The following is a 24219-nucleotide window of genomic DNA, read 5'->3' on the forward strand; positions in this document are numbered from 1 at the left end:
TACCAGGCAAAACGGCTCAGGACCCGCCGCCGCCCAGCACCTTGAACAAGGTGACGCGATTGCTCTCCTGCGACAGCTTCAGCGTAATCAGCTTCTGTTGCGCAGCATAGAGCGAGCGTTGCGAATCCAGCAGCGACAGGTAGCCGTCGATGCCCGCTTGGTAGCGCGCGTTCGACAGTTTGTAGCTGTTGGCGTTGGCGTCGGTCAGCCGTTGTTGCGCCGACAATTGCTCGCCCATGTTGGCGCGCACCGCCATGGCGTCGGCCGCTTCGCGGAACGCGGTCTGGATATCCTTCTGGTACTGCGCCACGTTGATGTCGCGCGTTACCTTGGCCGCGTCCAACGACGCCATCAGCGCGCCGCCGTTGAAGATCGGCAAGCTGATCTGCGGCACGAAGCTCCAAGTGCCGTTGCCGCCCTTGAACAACCGTCCCATGTCGTTGCTGGCGGAGCCGGCATTGGCGGTCAGCGTGATGCTGGGGAAGAACGCGGCGCGGGCGGCGCCGATATCGGCGTTGGCGGCCTTGAGCGCGTGCTCGTCGGCGCGCAGGTCGGGCCGCGCCAGCAGCACGTCGGACGACAGTCCGGACGGCAGCTCGGACAGCACCGCCGGGCCGTCGAACAGACCGCTTTGCGGCAGCAGGTTGTCGGCCAGCGGCGCGCCGACCAACAGCGTCAGTGCGTTTTGGTCTTGCGCCACCTGGCTGCGATAGCTGGCGGCGTCGACGCGGGCGCTATCGACCGTGGTTTGCGCCTGGCTCACGTCCAGTTGCGAGCCGATGCCGAACTGGAAGCGGCGCGCGATCAGTGCGTACGAGGTCTGCTGGCTGCCCAGGGTGTCCTCGGCCAGCTTCAGCTGTTCCTGGTCGGCGGCCAGCGTCAGCCAGGCGTTGACCACCTCGGCCACCAGGCTGATCTGGGTGGCGTTACGCGTTTCGGCACTCTGCAGGAAGGTCTCCCAAGCGGCGTCCTTCTGGTTCTGCAGTTTGCCGAACAAGTCGATTTCCCAGCTGCTGAAGCCGACGCCGGCGCTATAGCTGTGCGTCACGCGCGGCGTGCCGCCCGAGGTCAGGTCCTGTGCGGTCTGGGCATGCGTGCCGGCCGCGGTGGCGTTGATCGACGGCAGCAGGTCGGCGCGGGTAATGCCGTACTGGGCGCGCGCCTTGTCGATATTGAGCGCGGCGATGCGCAGGTCGCGGTTGTTGGCCAGCGCGGTCTCAACCACTTGCCGCAGGCGGGCGTCGTGGATGAAGGTGCGCCAGTCCAGCGCCAGCCGCTGGGCATCGGTCTGATGGCCATAGTCCGGCAAGGCGGCCGGCACCGGCGCCGCGGGGCGCTGGTAGTCCGGCGCCAACAGCGAGCTGCAGCCGGTCAGCAGGATGGCGGCAAGCGCCAAGGGCAGGATGCGCGGCATCATGCGGTCTCCTTCTCGACGGCCGGGGCCGCCTGTTGGGTCGATTTGCTGAAGAAGCGGCGGATCTGCACGAAGAACAGCGGGATCAAGAAAATCCCCAGCACGGTCGAGGCGAACATGCCGCCCAGCACGCCGGTGCCGATCGCGTGCTGACTGCCCGAGCCGGCGCCGTTGGAGATCGCCAGCGGCAGCACCCCCAGGCCGAAGGCGAGCGAGGTCATCAGGATCGGCCGCAAGCGCATGCGCGCGGCTTCCAGCGTGGCCTCGATCAGGCCGCGGCCCTGCTCTTGCAGCGACTTGGCAAACTCGACGATCAAAATGGCGTTCTTGGTCGATAGGCCGATGGTGGTCAGCAAGCCGACCTGGAAGTACACGTCGTTGGACAGGCCGCGCAGCCACGTGGCCATCAACGCGCCCACCACGCCGAGCGGCACCACCAGCATCACCGAGAACGGCACCGACCAGCTTTCATACAGCGCCGCCAGGCACAAGAACACCACCAGCATCGACAGCGCGTACAGCGAGGTCGCCTGCGAGCCGGCCAGCCGTTCTTGATACGACAGCCCGGTCCACGAGTAGCCGATGCCGGTCGGCAGCTGCGCCGCCAGTTTCTCCATCGTCTGCATCGCCACGCCCGAGCTCAGGCCCGGCGCCGGCTGGCCCATGATCTCGACCGACGGCACGCCGTTGTAGCGCTCCAATCGCGGCGAGGCATAAGTCCAATAAGCGCGCGAGAAGGCGGAGAACGGCACCATGTCGCCATTGCTGTTCTTGACGTACCAGCGCTTCAGGTCGTCCGGCTGCATGCGGAACGGCGCGTCGGCTTGCACGTACACCTTCTTGGTGCGGCCCTTGTCGAGGAAGTCGTTGACGTACGAGCTGCCCCAGGCGGTGGCCAGCACGCTGTTGACGCTGTCCATCGACAAACCTTGCGCGCCGGCGCGTTCCTTGTCGACGTCGAGCTTGTACTGCGGCGTGTCGTCCATGCCGTTGGGGCGCACCGCCATCAAGCCGGGCTCCTTGGCCGCCATCATCAACAGCTGGTTACGCGCCGCCATCAGTTTCTGGTGGCCGAGGCCGCCCTGATCTTGCAACTGGAAGTCGAAACCGGTGGCGTTGCCCAGATCCATCACCGCCGGCGGGGCGAAGGCGAACACCATTGCCTCGCGAATCTGCGAGAACGCCGCCATGGCGCGCCCGGCGATGGCGTCCACCTTCTGGCTGGCCGCCTTACGCTGGTCCCAATCCTTCAGGCTGACGAAGGCGATACCGGTGTTCTGGCCATTACCGGCGAAGCTGAAGCCGGCCACGGTGAAGATCGAGTTGACGTTGGCCTTCTCATCCACCAGGAAGTGGTGTTCCACCTTCTTCAACACGTTGACCGTGCTCTCCTGGGTCGCGCCAGGCGGCAGCGTCACCATGGAAAACAGCACCCCCTGGTCCTCATCCGGCAGGAACGAGGTCGGCAGGCGCACGAACAACAGCGCCATGATGCCGACGATGGCCAGGTAGATCAGCGAGTAGCGCGTGGCGCGCGCCAGCACGCGGCCGACCACGCTCTGGTAGCGCTCGGTGTTGCGCTCGAACATGCGGTTGAACCAGCCGAAGAAACCCTTGTGGTGCTTCTCGTGATCCTTCTCCACCGGCTTGAGCAGCGTCGCGCACAAGGCCGGGGTCAGCACCAGCGCCACCAGCACCGACAGCGCCATGGCCGACACGATGGTGATGGAAAACTGCCGGTAGATCACGCCGGTCGAGCCGCCGAAGAACGCCATCGGCACGAACACCGCCGACAACACCAGGCCAATGCCCACCAGGGCGCTGGTGATCTGCTGCATCGACTTCTTGGTGGCTTCCTTGGGCGGCAGCCCCTCCTCGCTCATCACCCGCTCGACGTTCTCCACCACCACGATGGCGTCGTCGACCAACAGGCCGATCGCCAGCACCATGCCGAACATGGTGAGCGTGTTGATCGAGAAGCCGGCGACCGACAGCACGCCGAAGGTGCCGAGCAGCACCACCGGCACGGCGATGGTCGGAATCAAGGTGGCGCGGAAGTTCTGCAGGAACAGATACATCACCAGGAACACCAGCACGATGGCCTCGGCCAGCGTCTTGACCACTTCGCGGATCGAGATCTTGACGAACGGCGTGGTATCGAACGGATACACGGTCTTCATGCCGCGCGGGTAGAACTTCGCCAGCTCGTCGATGCGGGCTTCCACGCCCTTGGCGGTGGCCAGCGCGTTGGCGCCGGTGGCCAGGGTGATGGCGATACCGGTGGCCGGCTTGCCGTTGAAGCGCGTGGTGTAGTCGTAGCTTTCCGCGCCGCGTTCGATGCGCGCCACGTCCTTCAGGCGCACCGACGAGCCGTCGGTGTTGGTGCGCAGCAGGATGTTGCCGAACTGTTCCGGCGTTTGCAGCAGCGTTTGCGAGGTGACGGTGACGTTGAGCTTCTGGCCCTTCACCGACGGCGTGCCGCCCAGCTGGCCGGCCGACACTTCGGCGTTTTGCGCGGTGATCGCGCTCGAGATATCGGACGGGTTGAGCTTATAGGTGTAGAGCTTGTTCGGGTCGAGCCAAACGCGCATCGCGTACGGCGCGCCGAACAGCTGCACGCTGCCAACGCCGTTGACGCGGCTGATCGGGTCGAGCACGTTGGTCGACACGTAGTCGGCCAGGTCGGTGGCGTTCATCGAGCCGTCTTCCGACACGAAGCCCAGCACCATCAAGAAGCTGGCGTTGGCCTTGTTGACGGTAATGCCCTGTTGCTGCACCACCTGCGGCAGACGCGGCGTGGCCAGCGACAGCTTGTTTTGCACCTGCACCTGGGCGATGTCCGGGTTGGTGCCGGCGTCGAAGGTCAGGTTGATGCTGACGCCGCCGGAGGAATCGCTGGTCGACGACATGTACAGCAGGCCGTCGAGCCCCTTCATGTTTTGCTCGATCACCTGGGTGACGGTGTTTTCAATGGTGCCGGCCGAAGCGCCCGGGTAGGTGGCGCGAATCGACACCTCCGGCGGCGCAATGTTCGGGTACTGCGATACCGGCAAGCCGGTAATCGCCAGCACGCCGGCCAGCATGATGATGATGGCGATCACCCAGGCAAAGATCGGGCGATCAATAAAGAAACGCGCCATGGCTTATTCCCCCGCCTCGGCGCCCTGCGCCGGCACGGCCTTGACCGGCATGCCCGGGCGGATGTACTGCAGCCCGGTGACGATCAAGCGGTCGCCAGCCTTCAGGCCCTCGCTCACCAGCCAGCGGTTGCCGACCGCGCGCGGCGTTTGCACCACGCGCGCTTCGACCTTGTCGCCGGCGCCCACCACCATGGCCACCGCGTCACCCTTCTCGTTGTGGCTGATCGCGTCTTGCGGCACCAGGATCGCCTGTTCGTTCACGCCTTCGATCAGCTTGGCGCGCACGAACATGCCCGGCAGCAGCGCATGTTTCGGATTGGGGAATTCGGCGCGCAGCGTCACCGCGCCCGTGCTCGGGTCGACGGTCACGTCGGTGAACTGCAGCTTGCCTTCCAGCGGATAGGCGCTGCCGTCTTCCAGCACCAGGCGCACGCGCGCGGCGTCTTCGCCGGCGCTCTTGAGCGCGCCGCTGGCCAGCTGCTGCTTCAATTGCAGCAGTTCGCCGCTGGAGCGCGTCACGTCGACGTAGATCGGGTCGAGCGCCTGGATGGTGGTCAGCGCCGTGGTTTGATCGGCGGTCACCAACGCGCCCTCGGTCACCGTCGACTTGCCGATGCGGCCGGAGACCGGCGCCAGCACGCGAGTGTAGCCGAGGTTGATGCGCGCGGTGTCCACCGCCGCCTGGGCTTGCTTATACGCCGACATGGCGTCGTCGTAGTCTTGCTGGCCGACGGCGTTGATGGCGATCAGCTGCTGATAGCGCTCCGCTTTGAGCTTGAGCGAAGCCAGGCTGGCGTCGGCGCTTTGCAGGCTGGCGCGGTAGGTCGCCGGATCGATCTGATACAGCGGCTGGCCGGCCTTGACGTCGGCGCCTTCGGTAAACAGCCGCTTGAGCACGATGCCGCTGACCTGCGGCCGCACTTCGGCCAGGGTGTAGGCGGCCGTGCGGCCGGGTAATTCGGTATCCAGCGACACGCGCTGCGGCGCGATGGTCATCACGCCGACGTTGGCCGCCGCGGCGGCATGCTGTTGGCTCGCCGCTCCTTGGCCGCAGGCGCTTAAGCCGGCGGCCACGAGCAGCGCCAACGCGGCGCCGCGGAATAACGGGAGAGTTCTTTGCATACGAGATCTGATCCAGTGAGTGCTCCACCTGACCAAGGGGGCAGTGCGGCGGAACGTTTTAGTTTTAGAATGAACGCTCAATCTAGTTCGAGCGTTCATTCTATGCTAAAGTCGAACCATTCAGCAACCGGTAAAGTTTGAACAACAGTTTAGCTGTTTACTTTCAGGAAATTCTTAATGGCGCCTAAACCCATCGCGGTAGAACAAGAACGCGCGAGCAAACGCCGCAATCAAGTGCTGGAAGCCGCCGCGCGCTGCTTCCGCCTCTACGGCTTTCACGGCAGCAGTATGGCGCAGCTGGCCAAGGAAGCCGGCATGAGCGTCGGCCACATTTACCATTACTTCGAAAACAAAGAAGCCATCATCGACGCCATCGTGCAGAAGGACTTGGACGAATGGCTGGCGTCGATCCAGCATCTGCTCAACAGCAGCAATATTTTCGAGGACATGCTGGCGCAATTGGACGATCCGATCCGGGACTGGCTCGACCCCGACTACGCCGCGCTGCAAATCGAGATCCTGGCCGAAGCGGCGCGCAACGCCAAGGTGGTCGCCATCGTGCGCGCCTCGCACGACAAGATCCGCGATACGGTAGGCGAGCTGCTGCGCAAAGGCAGCTCCCGGCCGCTGACGCAAACCGAGATCGACAGCAAATTCGACCTGATCGGCGCCCTGTGCGATGGGCTGATGGTGCGCGCCATCCATTCGGGTACGCTGGATCGCGACAATTTGTTGGCGCTGCTGCGCCCAACGATCCGTTTCATCCTGGAGTACTGAGGAGTCAAACATGCAAGGCGATTGGGACCGGCTGCTGGCCGGCGGCATCTTGACCGAGGACATGACCGAGATTCACCGCGACCGCACGCGCGGTCAACGGCTGTTGGCGCGCTTCAATGCCGTGGCCGACGAAGACCGCGACGCGCGCCACGCCGCGGCGGCCGAATTGTTCGCCGCCTGCCCGCCCTCCTGCGTGATCAAGTCGCCGTTTCTGTGCGAGTTCGGCCGCAACATCCGCTTCGGCGAAAACACCTTCGTCAACTTCAACGTCACCATCATCGATCTGGGCGAGGTGGAAATCGGCAGTCATGTGTTGATCGCGCCCAACGTGCAGATCTACACCGCCACCCACCCGCTGGATTTTGCGCCGCGGCGCGACTGGCAGACCACCTGCCGCAAGGTGACGATCGAGGACGACTGCTGGATCGGCGGCGGCGCCATCCTGCTGCCGGGCGTCACCATCGGCGCGCGCAGCATCGTCGGCGCCGGCGCGGTGGTCACCCGCGACGTGCCGCCCGATTCGCTGGCGGTGGGCAATCCCGCACGCGTGTCACGGCGATTGAATCCGGACTAAGAATCTCTAACAAAAGCACCGGCCAGGTTTTGTAGCGTGCATTCGCCGCAGGTAATGCACGTCTTGAGCGGGTCCTAAGGCCGTGCGTTGCTTCGCGAACGCACGCTACCCAACTGCGAAAGGCATCCGCCCAGGTTTTGTAGCGTGCATTCGCCGCAGGCAATGCACGGCTTGCGCGGGCATTGGGGCCGTGCGTTGCTTCGCGAACGCACGCTACCCAACCACGGTATGTGTTCTGTGAGAGGTTCTAACGCGCCCTGCCCGTCTCCAGCCAGCGCGCCCACTCGTCGCTGCCATTGGCGCGCGCGCAGGCGGCGGCCGCGGCGTGATCGTACGTCACCGCGCGCAAGCCCACATCCCAGCGGCCGTCGCGCAGTTCGCACAGCGCATAGCGCGCATGCGGGCTGCCGTTCTCGATCTCATGGAAATGGGGATGATTGTCGTTGTAGGCCTGCAGGCCGACACTGCCCGGATTGACCACCAGGCGGCCATCGCAGAGCGCGTACACGCGCGGCTTGTGCGAATGGCCGCACAAGATCAGCCCGGCGCGAATGCCGGCCGCGCGCAATTCCACCGACTCGGTCGCGGCGGTGCGCGCGCCGCTAGGCGTCACCTCTTCCAGAAAATACGTCAGATCATCCCCTGGCACGCCATGGCAGACGTAAATACCCGGGTCGTCGAACGTCAGCTCGGCCGGCAGCGACGCCAGCCAGTCATGCTGCGCCGGCGTGGTGTGTTCGAAGGCGAATTGGTCGGACGGCCCGCCGGCGATTTTGGCGCAGGCGAGCAATTGGCGTTCGTGGTTGCCGCGAATGGTCGGCCAATCGAGCGCCATCAAGCGCTCGGCGGTAGCGGCGGGGTCGAGCGGACCGGAGAGAATATCGCCGACATTGATCACCACATCGGCCTCTTGACGCGCGATGTCGGCGATCACCGCCTCCAGCGCCCAGATATTGCCGTGAATGTCGGAAACCACTGCAACCTTCATGAGGAAACCTTCAATAGGCGATAGCGATACTTGCAGTATGGACCATCGCCGCCCCCGCTAGCAGCCTTCATGTAGTGCGCGTTCGCACAGCCAACGCACGGGCGATCAGCGCGGCCAGTCCAACGTCCGCGCGCTGCGGAAGCTGCGCGTGCCGCCGTCGAAGGGATCGACAAAGGTGATGGCCCGCGCCAGCAGCAGCAAGGGTGCGGAAAAATCGTCGATGGGTTTGGCCGGCAACAGCGAGGGATACCAGGGGTCGCCGTGGATGCCGATGCCCAAGGCCGCCATGTGCGCGCGCAGCTGGTGTTTCTTGCCGGTCAGCGGGGTGAGCCGATAGCGCGCCAACGCGCCTTGCCGCTCGATCAGTTCGATACGCGTCTCGCTGTTCGGCTCGCCGGCCACCTCGGTCATGAGAAAGCTGTCCGCCCCTTCCCTGAGCCGACTGCGCCGTACCGCCGGCAAGGGAAGCGCCGGGCTAAAACCGGCGATGGCCTCATACTCTTTCTGCACCTGGTGCTGTTGGAACAGGGTTTGATAGGCGCCGCGGTCATCTCGCCGGGTACAAAACAGCATCACGCCCGCTGTCTCGCGATCGAGCCGGTGGATGGGCGTCAGTTCAGGCAGGTCCAGCGCGACACGCAAGCGCGTCAACAAGGTTTCGTGAACATGGCGCCCAGCCGGCATGCAGGCCAGAAAATGCGGCTTGTCGGCCACCACCAATCGCTCGTCGCGATAGAGCACCGTCGAGGCAAACGGCACCAGGACTTCCTCCGCCACCTCCCGGTAGTACCAGATGCGCTGATTGGCCGGGTAGGCGCTGTCCAGCCGCAACGGCAGGCCCGTGTTGTCGCACACCAGCCCGCCGGCCAGGCGCGCGCGCCAGGCCGCCTCGCTGATGTGGGGGAAACGGTGCAGCAGAAAAGCCAGCAGCGAGGGCCACGAGCCGGGAGGCAGATGTAGATGGCTGGGAGAGATCCCATTGCGGCTGGGTACCGGCGCGTTCACATGATTCATGGCGAGGATGATACGGCTACCGCGGAAGTCGGACCAGCGCGGCCATCGTTTCTGGCCAGCGTAAATCATCATTTACGAGTAATATCCTGGCTCGCCCCCCCTTATAAAGCACTCCGTACATGCACACAGAAGTCAAAGAGAAGCCCCGTTACGCCCTTGTGGCCTCGGTCCAATTACCGGACGTCAGCGACGTCGAGTTCGAGGCCTCGCTCACCGAGCTCGCCGAATTGGCCAAAACGCTGGGTTTCCAGGTCGTAGAGACCTTTGTGCAAAAGCGTAGCAGCTTCGACCGCACCGCCTATCTCGGCGTGGGCAAACGGGAAGAAATCGGCCAATACGTTCAGCGCGCCGGCAACGGCGACGAACAGGACGAGATGCCGCCGGCGCGGGCCTCAAGCGCGGTCGAGATCGACGTGCTGCTGGTGGATCATGAAATTTCCCCTTCGCAAGCGCGCAACTTGGAGCTGGCCGTCGGTTGCGAGGTGATGGACCGCACCATGGTCATTCTGGAAATTTTCCATCGCAATGCCCGCTCGCGCGCGGCGCGTGCCCAAGTGGAGATCGCCCGTCTCGGTTACATGGCGCCGCGCCTGCGAGAGGCGGCCAAACTGGCCGGCCCGCAAGGCCGGCAACGCAGCGGCACGGGAGGACGCGGCGCCGGCGAATCGCATACCGAGCTCGACCGTCGCAAGGTGCGCGACCGCATCGCCGAACTGCAATGCGAGATCGTCGCCATGGAACAGGAGCGCAAGACTCAGCGCGCGCGCCGCCTGGAGCGTCAGGGCTTGGGCGGTGTGTCGCTGGTGGGTTATACCAATGCGGGCAAGTCCACACTGATGCGGGCGCTCACCGGCAGCGAGGTGCTGGTGGCCAACAAGCTCTTCGCCACGCTGGACACTACGGTGCGCGCCCTTTATCCGGAAAGCGTGCCGCGCGTGTTGGTCAGCGACACGGTCGGTTTCATCAAGAACCTGCCTCACGGACTGGTGGCTTCGTTCAAATCCACGCTGGAAGAAGCGTTGGATGCGGCGCTGCTGCTCCATGTGATCGATGCCAGCGACCCCGGCTTCGAACGCCAGCTGGAAGTGACGGACACGGTGCTACGGGAAATCGGCGCGGATGACGTGCCGCGCCTGCGCGTATTCAACAAGATCGACCATGTCGGCGATGAAGCCGAACAGGCGGCCTGGACCGCCGAATTGCAGCAGCGCTATCCGGGCTGCGTGGTGATGAGCGCGCGTCGTCCGGAAGAAGTGGCTAGCTTGCATGCCCGCATTGTCGCCTTCTTCCGACAGGATCTGATGGAAGACGAGCTGCTGCTGCCGTGGTCGGAACAGCAGCTGCGCGGCGAGATCTACCGTCACTGTCAGGTGTTGGAAGAGCGTACGGAGGAAGACGGCAGTTGGTTCCGCGTCCGCGGGGAACCGGACAAACTACGCAGTCTGCGCGCGCAGATCTACCCCGGCTCGCAAGGCCGGGAAAAGGAATACTGGGAAGTGTGACGCGCTCAGCGGAAAGACTTCTGCATGAGTAGGATCAGCGCCATGCCGAGCCCAACCCACATTTCCAAGCGGTAAAACTCCAGGCAGGACAGCATCAGCGTCTGCCGCGACAGCTCGGCGCCAAGAAGGCCCACGGCGCTTTGCGGGTCGATGGCCGGCAAAGCCGTGCGCAGCTGTCTCACCGCGTCGGCCAGCCACGGGCCGCCGGCATCGAAGCGCTCGATCAGGCGGTTGTAGTGCAAGGCGTTGCGCCCCTGGATGAATACCGTGCTCACCGACACGGCGCTGGACAAGGCAAGCTGGCGAATGATGTTCTTGGTCTGGTAGGCATGCGAGAACGCGCCCGGCTCGACCGCGCCGAACGTGCCCTGCGCCACCGCCATGATGAACACCGTCATGAAAGCGCCGTTGCACAGCAGGATGGCGGCGATGCGCCCCATGGTCGCCTCGCCGTTCAGTCCGCTCATCAGCAAGCCATAGCCCGCCAAAAACATCATGCCCAGCACCATCACCGGCTTGAGCGTGCTCACGTGGCCGCGCGCCAACAGCAACGCATAGATCGATGCGCACACCAGGCCGGCCAGAAAGCTGATCGACAGCAACACGCCCGTGGTCGGCACGGTGAAGCCCAACCCCTGCTGCACCAGCAGCGGCATGATGTAGCTGTTGGCCGCCACCATGGTGTAGCAGACGAAGTAATAGACAAGTCCAAGCAAATAACGCCGCCGGGCCAATTGGCGCCACATGTCGCCAACGCCGGCCGGGCGAGCCCGGCGCAGCCAGACGATGACCGCGAGCGTGAGGCCGGCCAGCAGGCCAAGCAGAATATCGGGCCGGCCGAAATAGTTGTACGGCGTCTGTTGAATCAGGAATTGCAGCAGCAACACCGCCACGGCAAACCACCATAGCGCGCGCGGCGTGGCGTGTCCCGCCTGGTAGGCGGTTTCGTCACGCTCGGCGAAACGGCCGGCGGCAACCCAGCCCATCAGCGTCCACGGCAGAATGCCCCAGCACAGCCAATGCCAGTCGGCGACCGACAGCAGCCAGCCGCCCAACAGCGGCCCCATCGCCGAGCCCAACAGCAATGCCTGGCCGAAACCGACCAGCGCCAGTGTGCGCTGCGGCCCCGCGATGCGGTTGACCTCGACCCGCGCGCCGGTGAAAAACGCCGCCGCGCCAAAACCTTGCCATGCGCGTCCAAGGATAAAGTCCGCCGGGCCGTGGGATTGCGCGCAGAGCACGGCGCCGGCGGCAAAGCTTAGCATCGATAAACGCAACAATCGACGCGGCCCCAGCGCCAGGGTCAGCCGTCGTTGCTGGCTCAAAGCCAGCACCGCGCAACTGGCGTACGCCATGGCGGCATAACTAAATTCCTCCGGACCGGCGCCGATGCCGCCCATGACATAGCTGGCGGCAAAATTCAGCATGCCGTTCTGGAGAAACTCAATCATGGCCACGGCCATAATGCACACAATGTGCCATGGCAAGGCGCGCGCGTTCGATGTGGGGTGCGTCATAACAAAACAACTCAAGCAATAACGGCTTGAGTATAATGACGTCATTAATATTCCAAAAATCGATATATTTAATACGGAATATCGAAATGGATAATGTGAATGGCGTACGCCTGCGCCGGCTGGATTTGAACGCGCTGGTGGTACTGCACACGCTGTTGCAAACCGGCAGCGTCAGTCAAAGCGCCGAGCGGCTTTGCCTGGGGCAGCCGGCCATCAGCCACGTACTCAAGCATCTGCGCGCCGAGTTCGGCGACGAGCTGTTGTACCGCAGCGGGCGCGGCATGGCCTTGACGCCGCTGGCGCAGTCGCTGCGCCAGCCCCTGCTCGACTGGCTGAACGAGGCGCAGCGCCTGTTCGTCTCCCATGCCGGTTTCGATCCGTCGGCGGCCCAAGGTACCTTGCATCTGGCGATGCCGGACTTGCTGGAGGCGGTGCTGCTGCCCAGCGTGCTGGTCGCGCTCTACCAACAGGCCCCAGGCTTGAATCTGTCGATCGAGGCCATGCCTTCGCGCCAAGTCGCCACGGCGCTGGAAGAAGGCCACGTCAGCGGCGCCCTGGGTTATTTCCCAGAACTCAACCCGCGCCTGTCACGCCTGCCGTTGTTCAACAGCCGCTTTATCGCGCTCTATCACCCCTCGCTGCTCGACCTGCCCGCGCGGCTCGGCCTGGCCGATCTGACGCCCGTGCCGCACTTGCACACCTCCTACGTCGGCGACGGCGCTGGCTTGATCGAGCGCTGCCTGAGCGCGCGCGGCCTCACGCGCCGCGTGGTGGCGCATGGCGCCAGCCTGCTGGCGCTGCCGATGCTGTTGGAATCGATGGCGGCGGTGGCCGTGTTGCCGGAGGCCATGTCCGGCTACCTGCGCGAGCGCCACCCCGCGTTGAGCCAAGTGGCGATCGACGATCCGGATTTGACGATCGACATCGAGATGGTCTGGCACCCGCGGCTCAGCAGCGACCCGCTCTGGGGTTTCGTGCGCGGGGTGATCGCCGCCGAAGCGGCACGGTTGTTCGGCGCCTGAATAGACAAAAAAAACGGCAGACCCTTTCGAGTCTGCCGAAGAAAAGTGTCCGGCGCCAGGACAGAACCGCCGGACAAGGGTGAATACTATCAGGCCTTGACCCAGCGCGGCTGCGTCAGTGCCTCAGGTTGTAACACGGCGTCGAGTTCCTTACGGGTCATCAAGCCGCGGGCCAGGACGATCTGGGCCACGCTGCCGCCCTTGGCGTGCGCTTCGGCAGCCACTTCGTTGGCGGCCGAGTAGCCGATGAACGGGCTCAGCGCGGTCACCAGACCGACGGAGTTTTCCACTAGGTGGCGCAGATATTCGCCATTGGCGGTGATGCCGCGTACGCAGTTTTCGGTCAGGGTATCGCAAGCGGCGCGCAGATGGTTGACGCTATTGAACACGCTGTAGGCAATCACCGGCTCGAAGGCGTTCAACTGCAGCTGGCCACCCTCGGCGGCGAAGCTGACGGTCACGTCGTTGCCGATGACTTCGAACGCCACTTGGTTGACCACTTCCGGGATCACCGGATTGACCTTGCCCGGCATGATCGACGAACCGGCCTGACGTGCCGGCAGGTTGATTTCGCCCATGCCGGCGCGCGGGCCGGAGGACAACAGGCGCAAGTCGTTGCAAGTCTTGGACAGCTTGACCGCCACGCGCTTCAACACGCCAGACAGCTGCACGAAAGCGCCGCAGTCTTGGGTGGCTTCGATCAGGTTCGGCGCGGTGAGGAGGTCGAGGCCGGTCAGCTTGGCCAGATGGCGGCATACCAGGCCGGCGTAATCCGGGTGGCTGTTGATGCCGGTGCCGATGGCGGTGGCGCCCATGTTGATTTCATGCAGCAGCGTGCAGGCTTCTTCCAGACGCAGACGGTCTTCGCCTTGCATCACGGCGTAGGTTTGGAATTCCTGGCCGAGGGTCATCGGCACGGCGTCCTGCAGCTGGGTGCGGCCCATCTTCAGGATATCCTTGAACTCCAGCGCCTTTTCGTGGAAAGCGTTTTCCAGGTTCTGCATCGAGGCGACCAGACGGGCGACGCCGAAGCAGCTGGCCAAGCGCAGCGAGGTCGGATAGACGTCGTTGGTGCTCTGGCTCAGGTTAACGTGTTCATTCGGGTGGAGAACGTCGTAATCGCCCTTCTTGTGGCCGAGAATTTCCAGCGCCACGTTAGCGATGACTTCGTTGGCGTTCATGTTGGTGGAGGTACCGGCCCCACCTTGAATCACGTCAACGATGAACTGCTCATGCCAGCGGCCGGCGCGAACTTGTTCGCAAGCCTCGACAATGGCCCCGGCGAGCTTGTCGTCCAGGAGGCCCAGATCGCGGTTGGCCATGGCGGCCGCTTGCTTGATCGATGCCAGCGCGACGATCAGGTCCGGGCAGCTGGCAATGGTCTTGCCGGTAATCGGGAAGTTTTCCACGGCGCGCAGCGTGTGGATGCCCCAATAGGCATCGGCAGGGACTTCACGTTCGCCAAGCAGATCGTGTTCAACGCGGGTGCTCATGATGTTTCCTTGTCCACAACGAGAGGTTGATGGAAGCACTCTAAGCCGCGTGACCGGGCGCTGGCCAATCCCGATTATCGATTCATCGATGCATTTAATGCATAGATTGACGGCATCATACCGTCGGGTATTGCGTCTGCAGATAACGCCAGAAAGCGTCCAACGCAGGCCGGCTGCGCTTCAGGTCGCGATAGAGCCGAATCTCCATATCCACGCCCCAACGTTCGTCGGCCGCCAGCGCCAATTGACCGGAAGTCAACTCGCGCTCGACGGTACTGTCTGGCAAAAACGCCACACCGTGTCCCTCGAGCACCATGTTCTTCAGCCCCTCGGCCATATCGGTTTCGTAGCGCTGGTGCAGATGGCACGGTTCCGGCGCGTTTTCCATGATCAGTTCGGTCATCAGCCGGAAATAGGCATTGGCGGCGTAGCCGAGGAAAGGCAGCGGCGACTTGGCGTCGCCGGGCAGCCGGTAGGCCGGCTGCCCCTGGGCATCGCTGCGGGCGTAGGGCCGCAACCGCTCGACGCCGAGGTTGAGCCCGGCGTAGCGGTCGTTGGACAACTCCACCGGCTGCTTGGGATGGTGGTAGCACATCAGCAGGTCGCAGCCGCCTTCGACGAAGGCCAACAGCGCGTCGTGCACGTTGCTCGCCTGCAGCCGGCAGGACAGATCGCCGAAACCGTCGCGCACGCGCGTCAGCCATTTGGGGAAAAACGAGAACGACAGCGTGTGCGGCACCGCGAACTCCATCGTGTCCTCGGGCAGCGGGCGCATGCCCTGCATCAGCGCGCGCGTGGCGTGAATCTGGTTGAGCATCGTCACCGCCTGCTCTTTGAACACCTCCCCCGCCGGCGTGAGCCGGGTCGGGTAGCTGCTGCGGTCGATCAGGTCGCAGCCCACCCAGCTCTCCAGCGCCTTGATGCGGCGCGAGAAAGCCGGCTGGGTCAGATGGCGCGCCTGCGCCGATCGGGTAAAGCTGCCGCTTTCGGCCAGCACGATGAAGTCTTCCAGCCAACGAGTTTCCATGTCGTGTCGTTTCTTTCGTTTACAGGGAAGCGGCCGCGTCCGGCGCGGCCCAAGCGGCCGGCAAGCGCGTGAGCGCCGGACCGCCGCGGACGTTGAGGGTAAAGCCGTCGGCGCCGGCGATCAGCTCGCCCTGGCCGCCGATCGGCAGCGGCACGATGTCGCGCACGTGGCCGATGGGCAGGCCGGTCAGCACCGGCACGCCGCTTTGGCGGGAAACGGTCTGCGCCAGCGCCGCCATGGTATAGCCGTCGGGATCGAAACCATCCTTGCGCTGCTCGGAGAATTGGCCGAGCAAAACAGCGCTTTGCCGGCCCAGAATGCCGGCCTGGCGCAGCTGCGTCAGCATGCGGTCGACCTTGTAGACGTCCTCGCCGACATCCTCGAGAAACAGAATGCCGCCGGGCACGTCCGGCATCCACGGCGTGCCGACCAGCGTCATCAGCACCGACAGATTGCCGCCCCACAGCGTGCCGGAAGTCTTGAACGGCGCGGCGGCTTGCGGCGCGTCGACCCGCAGCGCGTATTCGCCCGTTCGCAGCGCCTGTTGCAGCCAGGTCATGGTAAAGGCCGACAGCGGCTCGGCGGCGAAGTCGCCATACAGCATCGGGCCGGACACGGTCGCCACCTGGCCCTTGGCCCACAGCGCCAACTGCACGGCGGTATTGTCGCTGTAGCCCATCAGCACCGTGCCGCTCTGTCTCAGGCGCGGGCATAGATGGTCGAAATCGAGGTGCGCCAGCAACTGCGCGGCGCCGAAGCCGCCACGGGCGGCGATGATCAGTGCCGGCATCGGCGTGGCCGGGTCGGCCAGCGCGTTGAGGTCTTGCGCGCGCTCGGCGATGCTGCCGGCAAAGCGCGACTGGCGGCGCGTCAGCACCGCCAGGTTGTCGACGTGGAAGCCCTGCGCCTGCAACGCCGCCACGCCGCGCTCGGCGCGCGGCAGATCGATCATCGGCCCGCCCAGCGCCATCAGCCGCGCCACCGGCGCATCGCCGGCAACGGCCGGGGTGCCGGGACTGCCGCAGGCGGATAACAAAGTGTTCATGGAAATGACGGCCCCCCATTTCAGGACCAGCCGACGCTCTTGTTGCGCAGGACTCATCGGCATGTCGCACCAGGCTGGTGAAAAAATTTCCGCCATTACAACATGGAAGCCCCCGGCGGTGGCAAATTTACGTGGTTTTTCTGCGCCATGTCAGCCCGGCGAGGATTCGCCGGCAGACGTCAGCGCCACCTTGCGCAGCCCGGACAATGACCGCAGCAGAGCTTCGTCGTGGCTGATCAATAATAGCGCGCCCGGATAGGCTTGCAGGATATCGGCCACATGCTGGCGCGAGCGCGCGTCCAGATTGTTGCTGACTTCATCGAGGATCAATAGCCGCGGCGCGCGCGCCGCGATGCAGGCGAGCGACAGCCGCGCGCGTTCGCCGCCGGACAGCGCCTCGATCGGCATGTCGAGCTGCGCGTCGTGGCGAAACAGAAAACGGCTCAGGTGATGGCGCACGGCGCTGGCCGGCCAATCGGACGCGCAGGCCAACAGCGCCTGCAGCACGCTATGCCGTGGCGGCAGATTGGCGTAATGCTGATCGAGATAGCCGATGTCGGCCGCGGCGGGCGTCAGCCAATCGCCCCCAAGCCTCAGCCGCGTCTCCCCCGCCAGCGCGCGCGCCAGCGTCGATTTGCCGCTGCCGTTGGCCCCCGCCAGCCAGACCCGCTCGCCTGGCTCGACAGTCAGATGGAGCGGCGCTGTCAACGCCCCCCGGTGGCCGAACAGGGCGCCGCTGACCTGGACCACCGGGCCGCGTGTGCGCTTGGCGCCGGCCGGCAAGAAGAACGCCGGCTCAACCGTCTCGCCCGGCGCGCTTTGCGCCAACGCCGTCTGAATCTCCTCGCGCCAGGCGCGCAGCTCGGCCTTGTTGTCGCCGGCGGTGGTATTGCCGCGGCTGAGCTTGGCCGCCGATTTCACCGTGGCCCAGCGCCGTTCGCGAATGGCTTTCTCGCCGCGCTGGCGGGCATGGCTCGCGCGCTCCTGCTCCTTCATCAGCCGCTCGTGGGTCGCCCGGCGGTCTTGCTGGAGCATGGCACGCTCGTGTAGCAGCGCGGCATGGCGCGTGGCGCGTTCGTCCAGGTAATCCTGATAACGGCCGGCGAACGCCGCGATGCGACCGTCCTCGACGATCCACAGCGTGTCGCACAATTGCGCCATCCATGCCTCGTCATGCGTCACCAGCACCAGCGTGCCGGCGAAATGGCGCAGCATGCGCAACATGGCGCGGCGATTGTCGCCGTCCAGATGATTGCTCGGTTCGTCGAGCAGCAGCAGGTCGGGGCTGCTGGCCAGCGCCCGGCTCAGCGCCTGGTTGACGCGCTGGCCGCCGGAGAGCGCCGCGTCGCCGGACAGCACCTGCGCCACGTAACCGACCGTCAGATCCGGCGCGCGGACGATACGCCCCTCGCTCGGCGCGAGTTCGCCGGCAAGCAGGCGCAATAGCGAGGATTTACCGCTGCCGTTATCGCCGACGATGGCAATGCGTTCGCCCCAGGTCAGGGAGCCGGAAAAATCGGAAAAACAGGTTTTATGGGGAAAGGCCAGGCCCAAGCCTTGCCATTGGATCATCGACATGCAACACCTCTCACGCGTGGGCAACGAAACGAATCGCGATTTGCCCGAAAACGGGCGATTAGGCGTTGAAGCGCATGTCGGCATCCTTGAGGAAAAAACGGAAAGAGCGGCTATGATAAGGCAAACGGGGCGGCCGAGCCACCCCGTCATCGGTCATCAGGCCTCCAGGAGCGCCTTGACCACGTCGACGTAGCCCTGCATGGCGTCGTCGGCCGACGTGCCCTTGAGCTTCTCCCATGCGTCGAACTTAGCGCGGTTGATGAAGTCCATCGCGCCCGGGCGATCGCCATGCGCGTCGCCGTCGGTGGCTTGCTTATACAGCGCGTACAGCTTCAGCAGCGTTTGGTTGTCCGGGCGCTCGGCCAGGGTTTTGACGTCGGCTTGCGCCTTGGTGAATTGTGCTTGCAGATCGGACATGCCTACTCCTTTGTGTTATGTGTTAGCCCATGTGTTATGTGTTAGCCCAACGCGCGTTAGGGTCCGTCGTCAGGTGTTCGGCGCAATGCCGCGCGTTGCGCGCCGATTGCGCCCTACGCAACGGCACCCCCCTTCGCGTAGGGTGCACTCGCCGAAGGCAGTGCACCGCCAAAAGATTGACAGACAGGCCCTAATATACACGAAATATGCACATTTCATCTTGCGGACGGCGCATCGCCCTCCGCCTGCCAAGCCCTTAACACACCGGGCAAAAACGGCCGCGCGGCGGCGGGCAAACCCGCGAGGCTCAGCACCCGGCCGTCCGGCGTCAGTAGCGCCGGCAACTGCCCCGCCGCCAGGATATCGGCACCAGGCAGCACATACAGCCGCAGGTCCCGCCGCCGCAGCAATACCTGCCGCAACGGCTCGGCCGCGTTCGGATCATCTCCGGTCAACAACGCCGCGGCGAATCGTCCCTCTCCATGCACATCGGCCGGCGTGGCGTCGCGCATCAGCCGCTGCCAGCGCGCGCGCGCGAACTCATCCGCATGCGCCTGGGTCAGATCGCGCCCGTCGCTCACGTCGAGTAAGCGCCCCCAATACACGCCGCGCCGCGCCGGATCGGCGTACACGATCTGGCCATGCGGCAAGAACACCTCCTCCAGCCCGTCGAGCGACGCGTGCCGATGGCCGGCCGCCGCCATGCCGGCGGCGAATAGCGACGGGCTGGCGGCGCGCCGGCATTCGCCGTCGCACACGATCAGGTAGCGGCCGCGGGCCGACAAGTAACCGATCCGCCGGTTGGGCAACGTCAAGCGCCGCAGCCCGCCATCGACCGGCGCCGGCGTTTGCGCGGCCTCACGCGCGCGCGCCAACATGGCGCTCTCCCCTGTCGAGGGCGCGGCATCCGGGGGGTGAAGCGAGCAGGCGCCAAGCAGCCAGGGCACTAGCCCCATGCTGGCGATGAACAGGTCAAGTCTAGCCATGGTGCGCGGATTCTAGACCGGCGCGCGCGGGCATTCCTGAGGAACAATTAGGCGAGAATCGCCAGCCATGGGTGCATGGCTGGCGAACGGGCGGGAATTACTTGGCGTCGAGCAGCTGTTCCAGCTGCGCTTTGGGGATGGCGCCCGCCACAAGGCGGCCGTTGCCGAACACCAGCGCCGGCGTGCCGTTGACGCCGAGCTTGTCGCCCAGCGCCAGGTTGCGGTCGATCGGTGTGTCGCACGCGTCGTCGCCGGACGGCTTGACGCCGTTATCCATCCAATCGCGCCACGCCTTGAGGCGGTCGGGGGCGCACCAAACCTGCTTGGCCTTGTGCATCGCATCCGGATGCAGTTGGGTCAGCGGGAACAGGAAGGTGTAGATGGTGACGTTATCCACACCGGCCAAACCCTCTTTCTCCAGCTGATGACAGAACGGGCAGTCCGGATCGGTGAAAATCGCCAGCTTGCGCGCGCCGTTGCCGCGCACTTCCTTGATGGCGTCGGTCAGCGGCAAGACATTCCATGCCACGCGGTTGAGCTCGGCCTGGCGCGCCTCGGTCAGGCTTTGGCCGCTTTTCACGTCGATCAGGTCGCCGACGAACAGATAATCGAGCTTCTGATCGGCGTAGACGATCTGGTTACCCTGAACGTCGATCTCATAGATGCCCTTGAGCGGCGTCACGCGCACCGCCAGCACTTGGCGGTCGGTGAAACGCTGCTCGAAAGCTTTTTTCACCGCGGCAAGCTGGGCGTTGCCGTTGTTGTCGGCGTTGGCGCCGCAAGACAACAGCGCCGGCAAAATCCCGGCCACTGCCAGGCGAATCAGGGTTTTGTTCATGTCGTTCCTTGTTAAAAGCCCACGGCAAAGCGAGCCAGCAGCCGCTTGAGCGGCCCAAGATGATTGACCAGCGATAAACCGGTATTGCGCAAATGCGCGAGCCCTGGCGCCGTCTGGTGAAACAAGCGGAACAGACCGTCGCAGGTCATCTGCATGGTCAGCACCGCCTCCTTGCGGCTGCGCTCGTAACGGCGCAGCAACGCCCATTCGCCCGGATCGCCTTGGCGGCCGATCAGCTCGGCCAGCCGGGCCGCATCCTGAAAGCCCAGGTTGACCCCTTGCCCGGCCAGCGGGTGCACGGTATGCGCCGCATCGCCCAACAGCGCCAGCCGCTGGCCGATGACGCTATCGGGGCGGATGAGCCGCAGCGGAAACGCGGCGGCGGGCGTAATCGCGGTCAAGGCGCCCAGCGCGCCGCCGCCAGCGCGCGCGACCGTTTCGGCCAAGGTCGCGGCATCCAGCGCCAGTAAACGCTCGGAATCGGATGTCGACCACACCATGGAAAAATAGTTCCCCGGCAACGGCAGCCAAGCCAGCACGCCATCGCCCAGAAACCACTGCCGCGCACAGTCGCCATGCGGCAACGCGCAGGCGAAATTGGCCACCACGCCGGATTGGCCGTAAGGCCGCACCGAGGCGGCAATGCCGGCCTCGCGCCGCAGCCAGGAGTTGGCGCCATCGGCGCCGGCCAACAGCGACGCCGATAGCACGGCGCCACCGTCCATGGTCAAACGGGCCGCGCGCGGATCGGTATCGAAACGCTGCGCCCGCCCCTCGACCACGGTGATGCCGCTCGCGCGGATGGCGCGCCACAACGCGGCCAGCATCCAGCGGTTCTCGGCAATGGCGGCGAGCTCGACTTGACCGATCTCGGCGGCGCTGAAGGAGAGCCGGCCATCGCGGTCGCCGCGCACGTCCATGCTGGCGACGCGACCGATACGGCGCGCATCGGGCCAAGCGCCAAGCCCGGCCAGAAAATCGCGGTTTTGCGGACTGACGGCGTAGATACGCGTATCCCAGCCCGCCTCCAGACCATCGGTTTCGGGCGGGCGCGGCTCCACCAGCGCCACAGCGCGCCCTTGACGCGACAGCGCCAAGGCCAGGCTCGCGCCGACCAGACCGCCGCCGACGACGATGACGTCGAAAACCGGTTCGCTCATACGTCGCCCCCGAGGCCAAAGACCAGATGGCCGGCGAAACGGCGCCGCAGCGGCGGCAAGGCGTCCAGCAGGTTCATGCCGACGGCGCGCGCCACGCCGACGAGCGGGTCGCGCGATTCGAACACGCGCATCAAGCCATGGGTAAAGCCGATCACCGCCCGGGTATCCGGTTTGCGCGCGGCGGCATAGCGCGCCAGCAGCGCGGGCTCTCCCGGATCGGCCGCGCCGGCGGTCAACCTCGCCAGCGTCACCGCGTCGCGGATGCCCAGATTCAACCCTTGCGCCGCCACCGGATGCACGGTCTGAGCGGCGTTGCCGATCAGCGCCACGCGCCGGCCGGTCACGCGGCTCGCGCGGCGCAACCGCAGCGGGAACGTCGCCGGCCGTTCGACCGAACGCACCGCGCCCAGCCGTTCGCCGAAAGCCTTTTGCAGCGCCGCGGCCAGGACCTCGGGCGGTCCGTCGCGCAGCGCCTCGGCATCGGCCGGGCTGCGGGTCCAGACCAGCATGCAGCCGTCGCCGTACGGCAACAGCGCCAGCGGCCCATCCTGGCTAAAGCGCTCGTAGGCCACCCCGCGGTGCGGCGCATCGAAGCGCACTTGCGCCAGCAAGGCCGTCTGATGGTAGTCGTGCTCATCGCGGTGAATGCCGGCCAGCGTGTCGATCAAGGCGCCCCCCTCGGCCAGCACCGCCAGCCGTGCCGTGGCCGCCCCCGCGCCTTGCGCGCCGTGATAGCGCACGCGCGCGAAGCCGGCGAGCGTATCGAGCGCCTCGGCGCGACAACCCCACAGCACGTCGACGCCCGCCGCGGCGAGTTCGGCGTCCAACGCGGCGGTCAACGCCGCGTAGTCGACCACTTGCCCCAGGTGCGGCAAACCGACGTCGGCGGCGCGAATCAGCGTGCGCCCCCAACAGCCCTGCTGCGACACGTGCACGGTATCGATGGCCGTGGCCGGCAAGCCGGCGGGCCAGCCGCCGGCCTCGGCCAGATGCCGTTGGCTTTCGGCCGACAGCGCCAAGGCGCGCGCGTCGCGAATCACTTCACCCTCCGCGCGCGCCTCGAACAGCAGCACATGCCGCCCCTGGCGGGCAAACAGCAGCGCGGCCAGCGCTCCCGCCGGCCCGCCGCCGATCACGGCGACGTCGCCGTGCAAAACGTCTCTATTCATCGGTTGCCGGTCCGGGATCAGGCCATCAGCGCTTCGATGTCGTCGATGCGCTTGGGCACTTCGGCGGTATAGATTTCACGGCCATCGCGCGTGATCAGCACGTCATCCTCGATGCGGATGCCGATGTTGGCGAGTGCCGGCGGCACGTTGTCGGCCGGACGGATATACAGCCCCGGCTCGATGGTGGTGCACATGCCGGGCTTGAACTCGCGCCACTCGCCGTCCACCTTGCGCTTGCCGACGTCGTGCACGTCCAGGCCGATCATGTGGCCGACGCCGTGCATGTAGAACTGGCGATAGGCTTCCGATTCGATGATGCCGTCGACGGTGCCGGTCAACAGCTTCAGATCGACCATGCCTTGCGCCAGCACGCGCAGCGCGGCGTCGCCCGGCTCGTTCAGCCGCGCGCCCGGGCGCAGCGTCTCGATGGCGGCGAGTTCGGCCGCCAACACGATTTCGTAGACGTCGCGTTGCGCGGCGCTGAATTTGCCGCTAATGGGGAAGGTGCGGGTAATGTCGCCGGCATAGCCGTTGAGCTCGCAACCGGCGTCGATCAACAGCAGCTCGCCCTCGTTCAGACGGTGGTTGTTGCCGACGTAATGCAGCGTGCAGGCGTTGGCGCCGCCGGCCACGATGCTTTCGTACGACGGGAAGCGCGCGCCCTGACGGATGAAGGTATGCAGGATCTCGGCTTCGATTTGGTATTCGTTCATGCCTGGATGGGTGGCTTGCATCGCGCGGACGTGCGCTTCGGCCGAAATTTTGCCGGCGCGGCGCAGGATGCCGATTTCGTATTCGTCCTTGACGATGCGCATCTCGTCCAGTTGCGCCAACACGTCGACAAAGCGCGTCGGCACCTCGACGCCGGTACGGAAGCGCGCGCGCAGCGCGTCGAGCCAACCGGACACCCGCACGTCGAACGCCGCGTTGCGTCCGACCGGCCAGTGCACTTCGGGCTGCCCTGCCAGAATGTCGGGCATGCGTTGGTCCAGCTCGTCGATCAGATACGCCTCGTCAAAGCCGAATTCCTGCTTGGCGCCTTCCGGGCCATAGCGGAAACCGTCCCACACCTCGCGCTCCGGGTCTTTGGCGCGGCAGAACAGGATGCTCTTGTTATTGGTCGCATCGAGCACCAGCACAGCGCCGGGTTCGCCGAAGCCGGTCAGGTACCAGAAATAGCTGTCGGAACGGTAGGGATAGTGGGTGTCGGCATTGCGAATCGCTTCGGGCGCGGTGGCCAACACCGCCACACCCGAACCGATGTGCGCCATCAAACGGGCGCGGCGGTCTTCGTGCATCTGTTTCATGGTATGGGTTCTTTCGAGCTTGAGACGTAGAGCAGTGTACACCCGTATGCAGTTGGCGTGGACTCCTGCCCCGCATGGCCGGGAAGGCATGACGGCAAACAAAAACGGCAGGCGCGCGCCTGCCGTTTT

General features: G+C 65.3%; 20 protein-coding genes. 4 read left to right on the forward strand and 16 right to left on the reverse strand.

The features are described 5' to 3' along the window. Positions 1-16: 16 nt before the first annotated feature. The 3 genes from JOZ06_RS14930 to JOZ06_RS14940 are packed head-to-tail and all read right to left on the reverse strand — an operon-like array spanning position 17 to position 5676. Positions 17-1417 carry an efflux transporter outer membrane subunit gene (locus JOZ06_RS14930; protein WP_293233816.1) on the reverse strand — a complete coding sequence of 467 codons (1401 nt, stop codon included), beginning with the start codon at positions 1415-1417 and terminating at the stop codon, positions 17-19. Beyond that, positions 1414-4554 (reverse strand): efflux RND transporter permease subunit, encoded by a 3141-nt coding sequence (locus JOZ06_RS14935; RefSeq protein WP_293233818.1) that lies wholly within the window; start codon positions 4552-4554, stop codon positions 1414-1416. Before JOZ06_RS14935 ends, JOZ06_RS14930 begins: the two co-directional genes overlap by 4 nt. A 3-nt stretch (positions 4555-4557) precedes the next feature. Beyond that, entirely contained in the window at positions 4558-5676 is a 1119-nt protein-coding gene (locus JOZ06_RS14940) for an efflux RND transporter periplasmic adaptor subunit (protein WP_293233820.1), read from the reverse strand. A gap of 177 nt (positions 5677-5853) precedes the next feature. Here JOZ06_RS14940 and JOZ06_RS14945 point away from each other — a divergent pair, with 177 nt between their 5' ends. Together JOZ06_RS14945 and JOZ06_RS14950 are read left to right on the forward strand one after the other, a co-directional pair. Then, positions 5854-6453 carry a TetR/AcrR family transcriptional regulator gene (locus JOZ06_RS14945; RefSeq protein WP_293233822.1) on the forward strand — a complete coding sequence of 200 codons (600 nt, stop codon included), beginning with the start codon at positions 5854-5856 and terminating at the stop codon, positions 6451-6453. 10 nt (positions 6454-6463) lie between these two features. Next, on the forward strand, positions 6464-7027 hold the full coding sequence (locus JOZ06_RS14950; protein ID WP_293233824.1) for a sugar O-acetyltransferase: 564 nt from the start codon (positions 6464-6466) through the stop codon (positions 7025-7027). Positions 7028-7274: 247 nt separating this feature from the next. On the opposite strand, the gene JOZ06_RS14955 is transcribed toward JOZ06_RS14950, so the two are convergent. Both JOZ06_RS14955 and JOZ06_RS14960 read right to left on the reverse strand, forming a co-directional pair. Continuing rightward, complete coding sequence (locus JOZ06_RS14955) at positions 7275-8015, reverse strand: metallophosphoesterase family protein (protein ID WP_293233826.1); 741 nt, start codon at positions 8013-8015, stop codon at positions 7275-7277. A gap of 105 nt (positions 8016-8120) precedes the next feature. After that, positions 8121-9101: a pseudouridine synthase gene (locus tag JOZ06_RS14960; protein ID WP_293233828.1), complete on the reverse strand. Its 981-nt coding sequence runs from the start codon at positions 9099-9101 to the stop codon at positions 8121-8123. Positions 9102-9148: 47 nt separating this feature from the next. Here JOZ06_RS14960 and hflX point away from each other — a divergent pair, with 47 nt between their 5' ends. Next, a complete protein-coding gene (gene hflX, locus JOZ06_RS14965; protein WP_293233830.1) occupies positions 9149-10531 on the forward strand; it encodes a GTPase HflX in 1383 nt (460 codons plus the stop codon). 5 nt (positions 10532-10536) lie between these two features. Here the strand turns inward: hflX and JOZ06_RS14970 are convergent, their stop codons facing one another. Then, positions 10537-11982, reverse strand: coding sequence for an MFS transporter (locus tag JOZ06_RS14970; RefSeq protein ID WP_293233832.1), 1446 nt, complete (start codon positions 11980-11982; stop codon positions 10537-10539). Positions 11983-12134: 152 nt separating this feature from the next. On the opposite strand from JOZ06_RS14970, the gene JOZ06_RS14975 reads away from it, so the two are divergent. Continuing rightward, a complete protein-coding gene (locus JOZ06_RS14975; RefSeq protein ID WP_293233834.1) occupies positions 12135-13070 on the forward strand; it encodes a LysR family transcriptional regulator in 936 nt (311 codons plus the stop codon). Positions 13071-13159: 89 nt separating this feature from the next. Here the strand turns inward: JOZ06_RS14975 and aspA are convergent, their stop codons facing one another. From aspA to pepP, 10 genes are all read right to left on the reverse strand, one after another. Next, on the reverse strand, positions 13160-14563 hold the full coding sequence (gene aspA, locus JOZ06_RS14980; protein WP_293233836.1) for an aspartate ammonia-lyase: 1404 nt from the start codon (positions 14561-14563) through the stop codon (positions 13160-13162). A 115-nt stretch (positions 14564-14678) separates the two neighbouring features. Beyond that, entirely contained in the window at positions 14679-15590 is a 912-nt protein-coding gene (locus tag JOZ06_RS14985; protein WP_293233838.1) for a LysR substrate-binding domain-containing protein, read from the reverse strand. A 19-nt stretch (positions 15591-15609) separates the two neighbouring features. After that, the gene (locus JOZ06_RS14990) at positions 15610-16635 is read right to left on the reverse strand and encodes an LD-carboxypeptidase (protein WP_293233840.1); all 1026 of its coding nucleotides are present in this window, start codon (positions 16633-16635) and stop codon (positions 15610-15612) included. Between the two features lie 150 nt (positions 16636-16785). Next, positions 16786-18213 carry an ATP-binding cassette domain-containing protein gene (locus JOZ06_RS14995; protein ID WP_293233842.1) on the reverse strand — a complete coding sequence of 476 codons (1428 nt, stop codon included), beginning with the start codon at positions 18211-18213 and terminating at the stop codon, positions 16786-16788. A 156-nt stretch (positions 18214-18369) separates the two neighbouring features. Then, entirely contained in the window at positions 18370-18630 is a 261-nt protein-coding gene (locus JOZ06_RS15000; RefSeq protein ID WP_293233844.1) for an acyl-CoA-binding protein, read from the reverse strand. Between the two features lie 215 nt (positions 18631-18845). Beyond that, entirely contained in the window at positions 18846-19616 is a 771-nt protein-coding gene (locus tag JOZ06_RS15005) for a hypothetical protein (protein ID WP_293233846.1), read from the reverse strand. A 97-nt stretch (positions 19617-19713) separates the two neighbouring features. After that, the gene (locus JOZ06_RS15010; RefSeq protein ID WP_293233848.1) at positions 19714-20454 is read right to left on the reverse strand and encodes a DsbC family protein; all 741 of its coding nucleotides are present in this window, start codon (positions 20452-20454) and stop codon (positions 19714-19716) included. Positions 20455-20465: 11 nt separating this feature from the next. After that, positions 20466-21614 (reverse strand): UbiH/UbiF family hydroxylase, encoded by a 1149-nt coding sequence (locus tag JOZ06_RS15015; RefSeq protein ID WP_293233850.1) that lies wholly within the window; start codon positions 21612-21614, stop codon positions 20466-20468. Next, on the reverse strand, positions 21611-22783 hold the full coding sequence (locus tag JOZ06_RS15020; protein ID WP_293233852.1) for an FAD-dependent monooxygenase: 1173 nt from the start codon (positions 22781-22783) through the stop codon (positions 21611-21613). The genes JOZ06_RS15015 and JOZ06_RS15020 overlap by 4 nt, the downstream gene beginning before the upstream one ends. Before the next feature lie 17 nt (positions 22784-22800). Beyond that, positions 22801-24090, reverse strand: coding sequence for a Xaa-Pro aminopeptidase (gene pepP / locus JOZ06_RS15025; protein WP_293233854.1), 1290 nt, complete (start codon positions 24088-24090; stop codon positions 22801-22803). Positions 24091-24219: the final 129 nt, after the last annotated feature.

This window comes from Paludibacterium sp. (assembly GCF_019232825.1).
Lineage (GTDB): Bacteria > Pseudomonadota > Gammaproteobacteria > Burkholderiales > Chromobacteriaceae > Paludibacterium.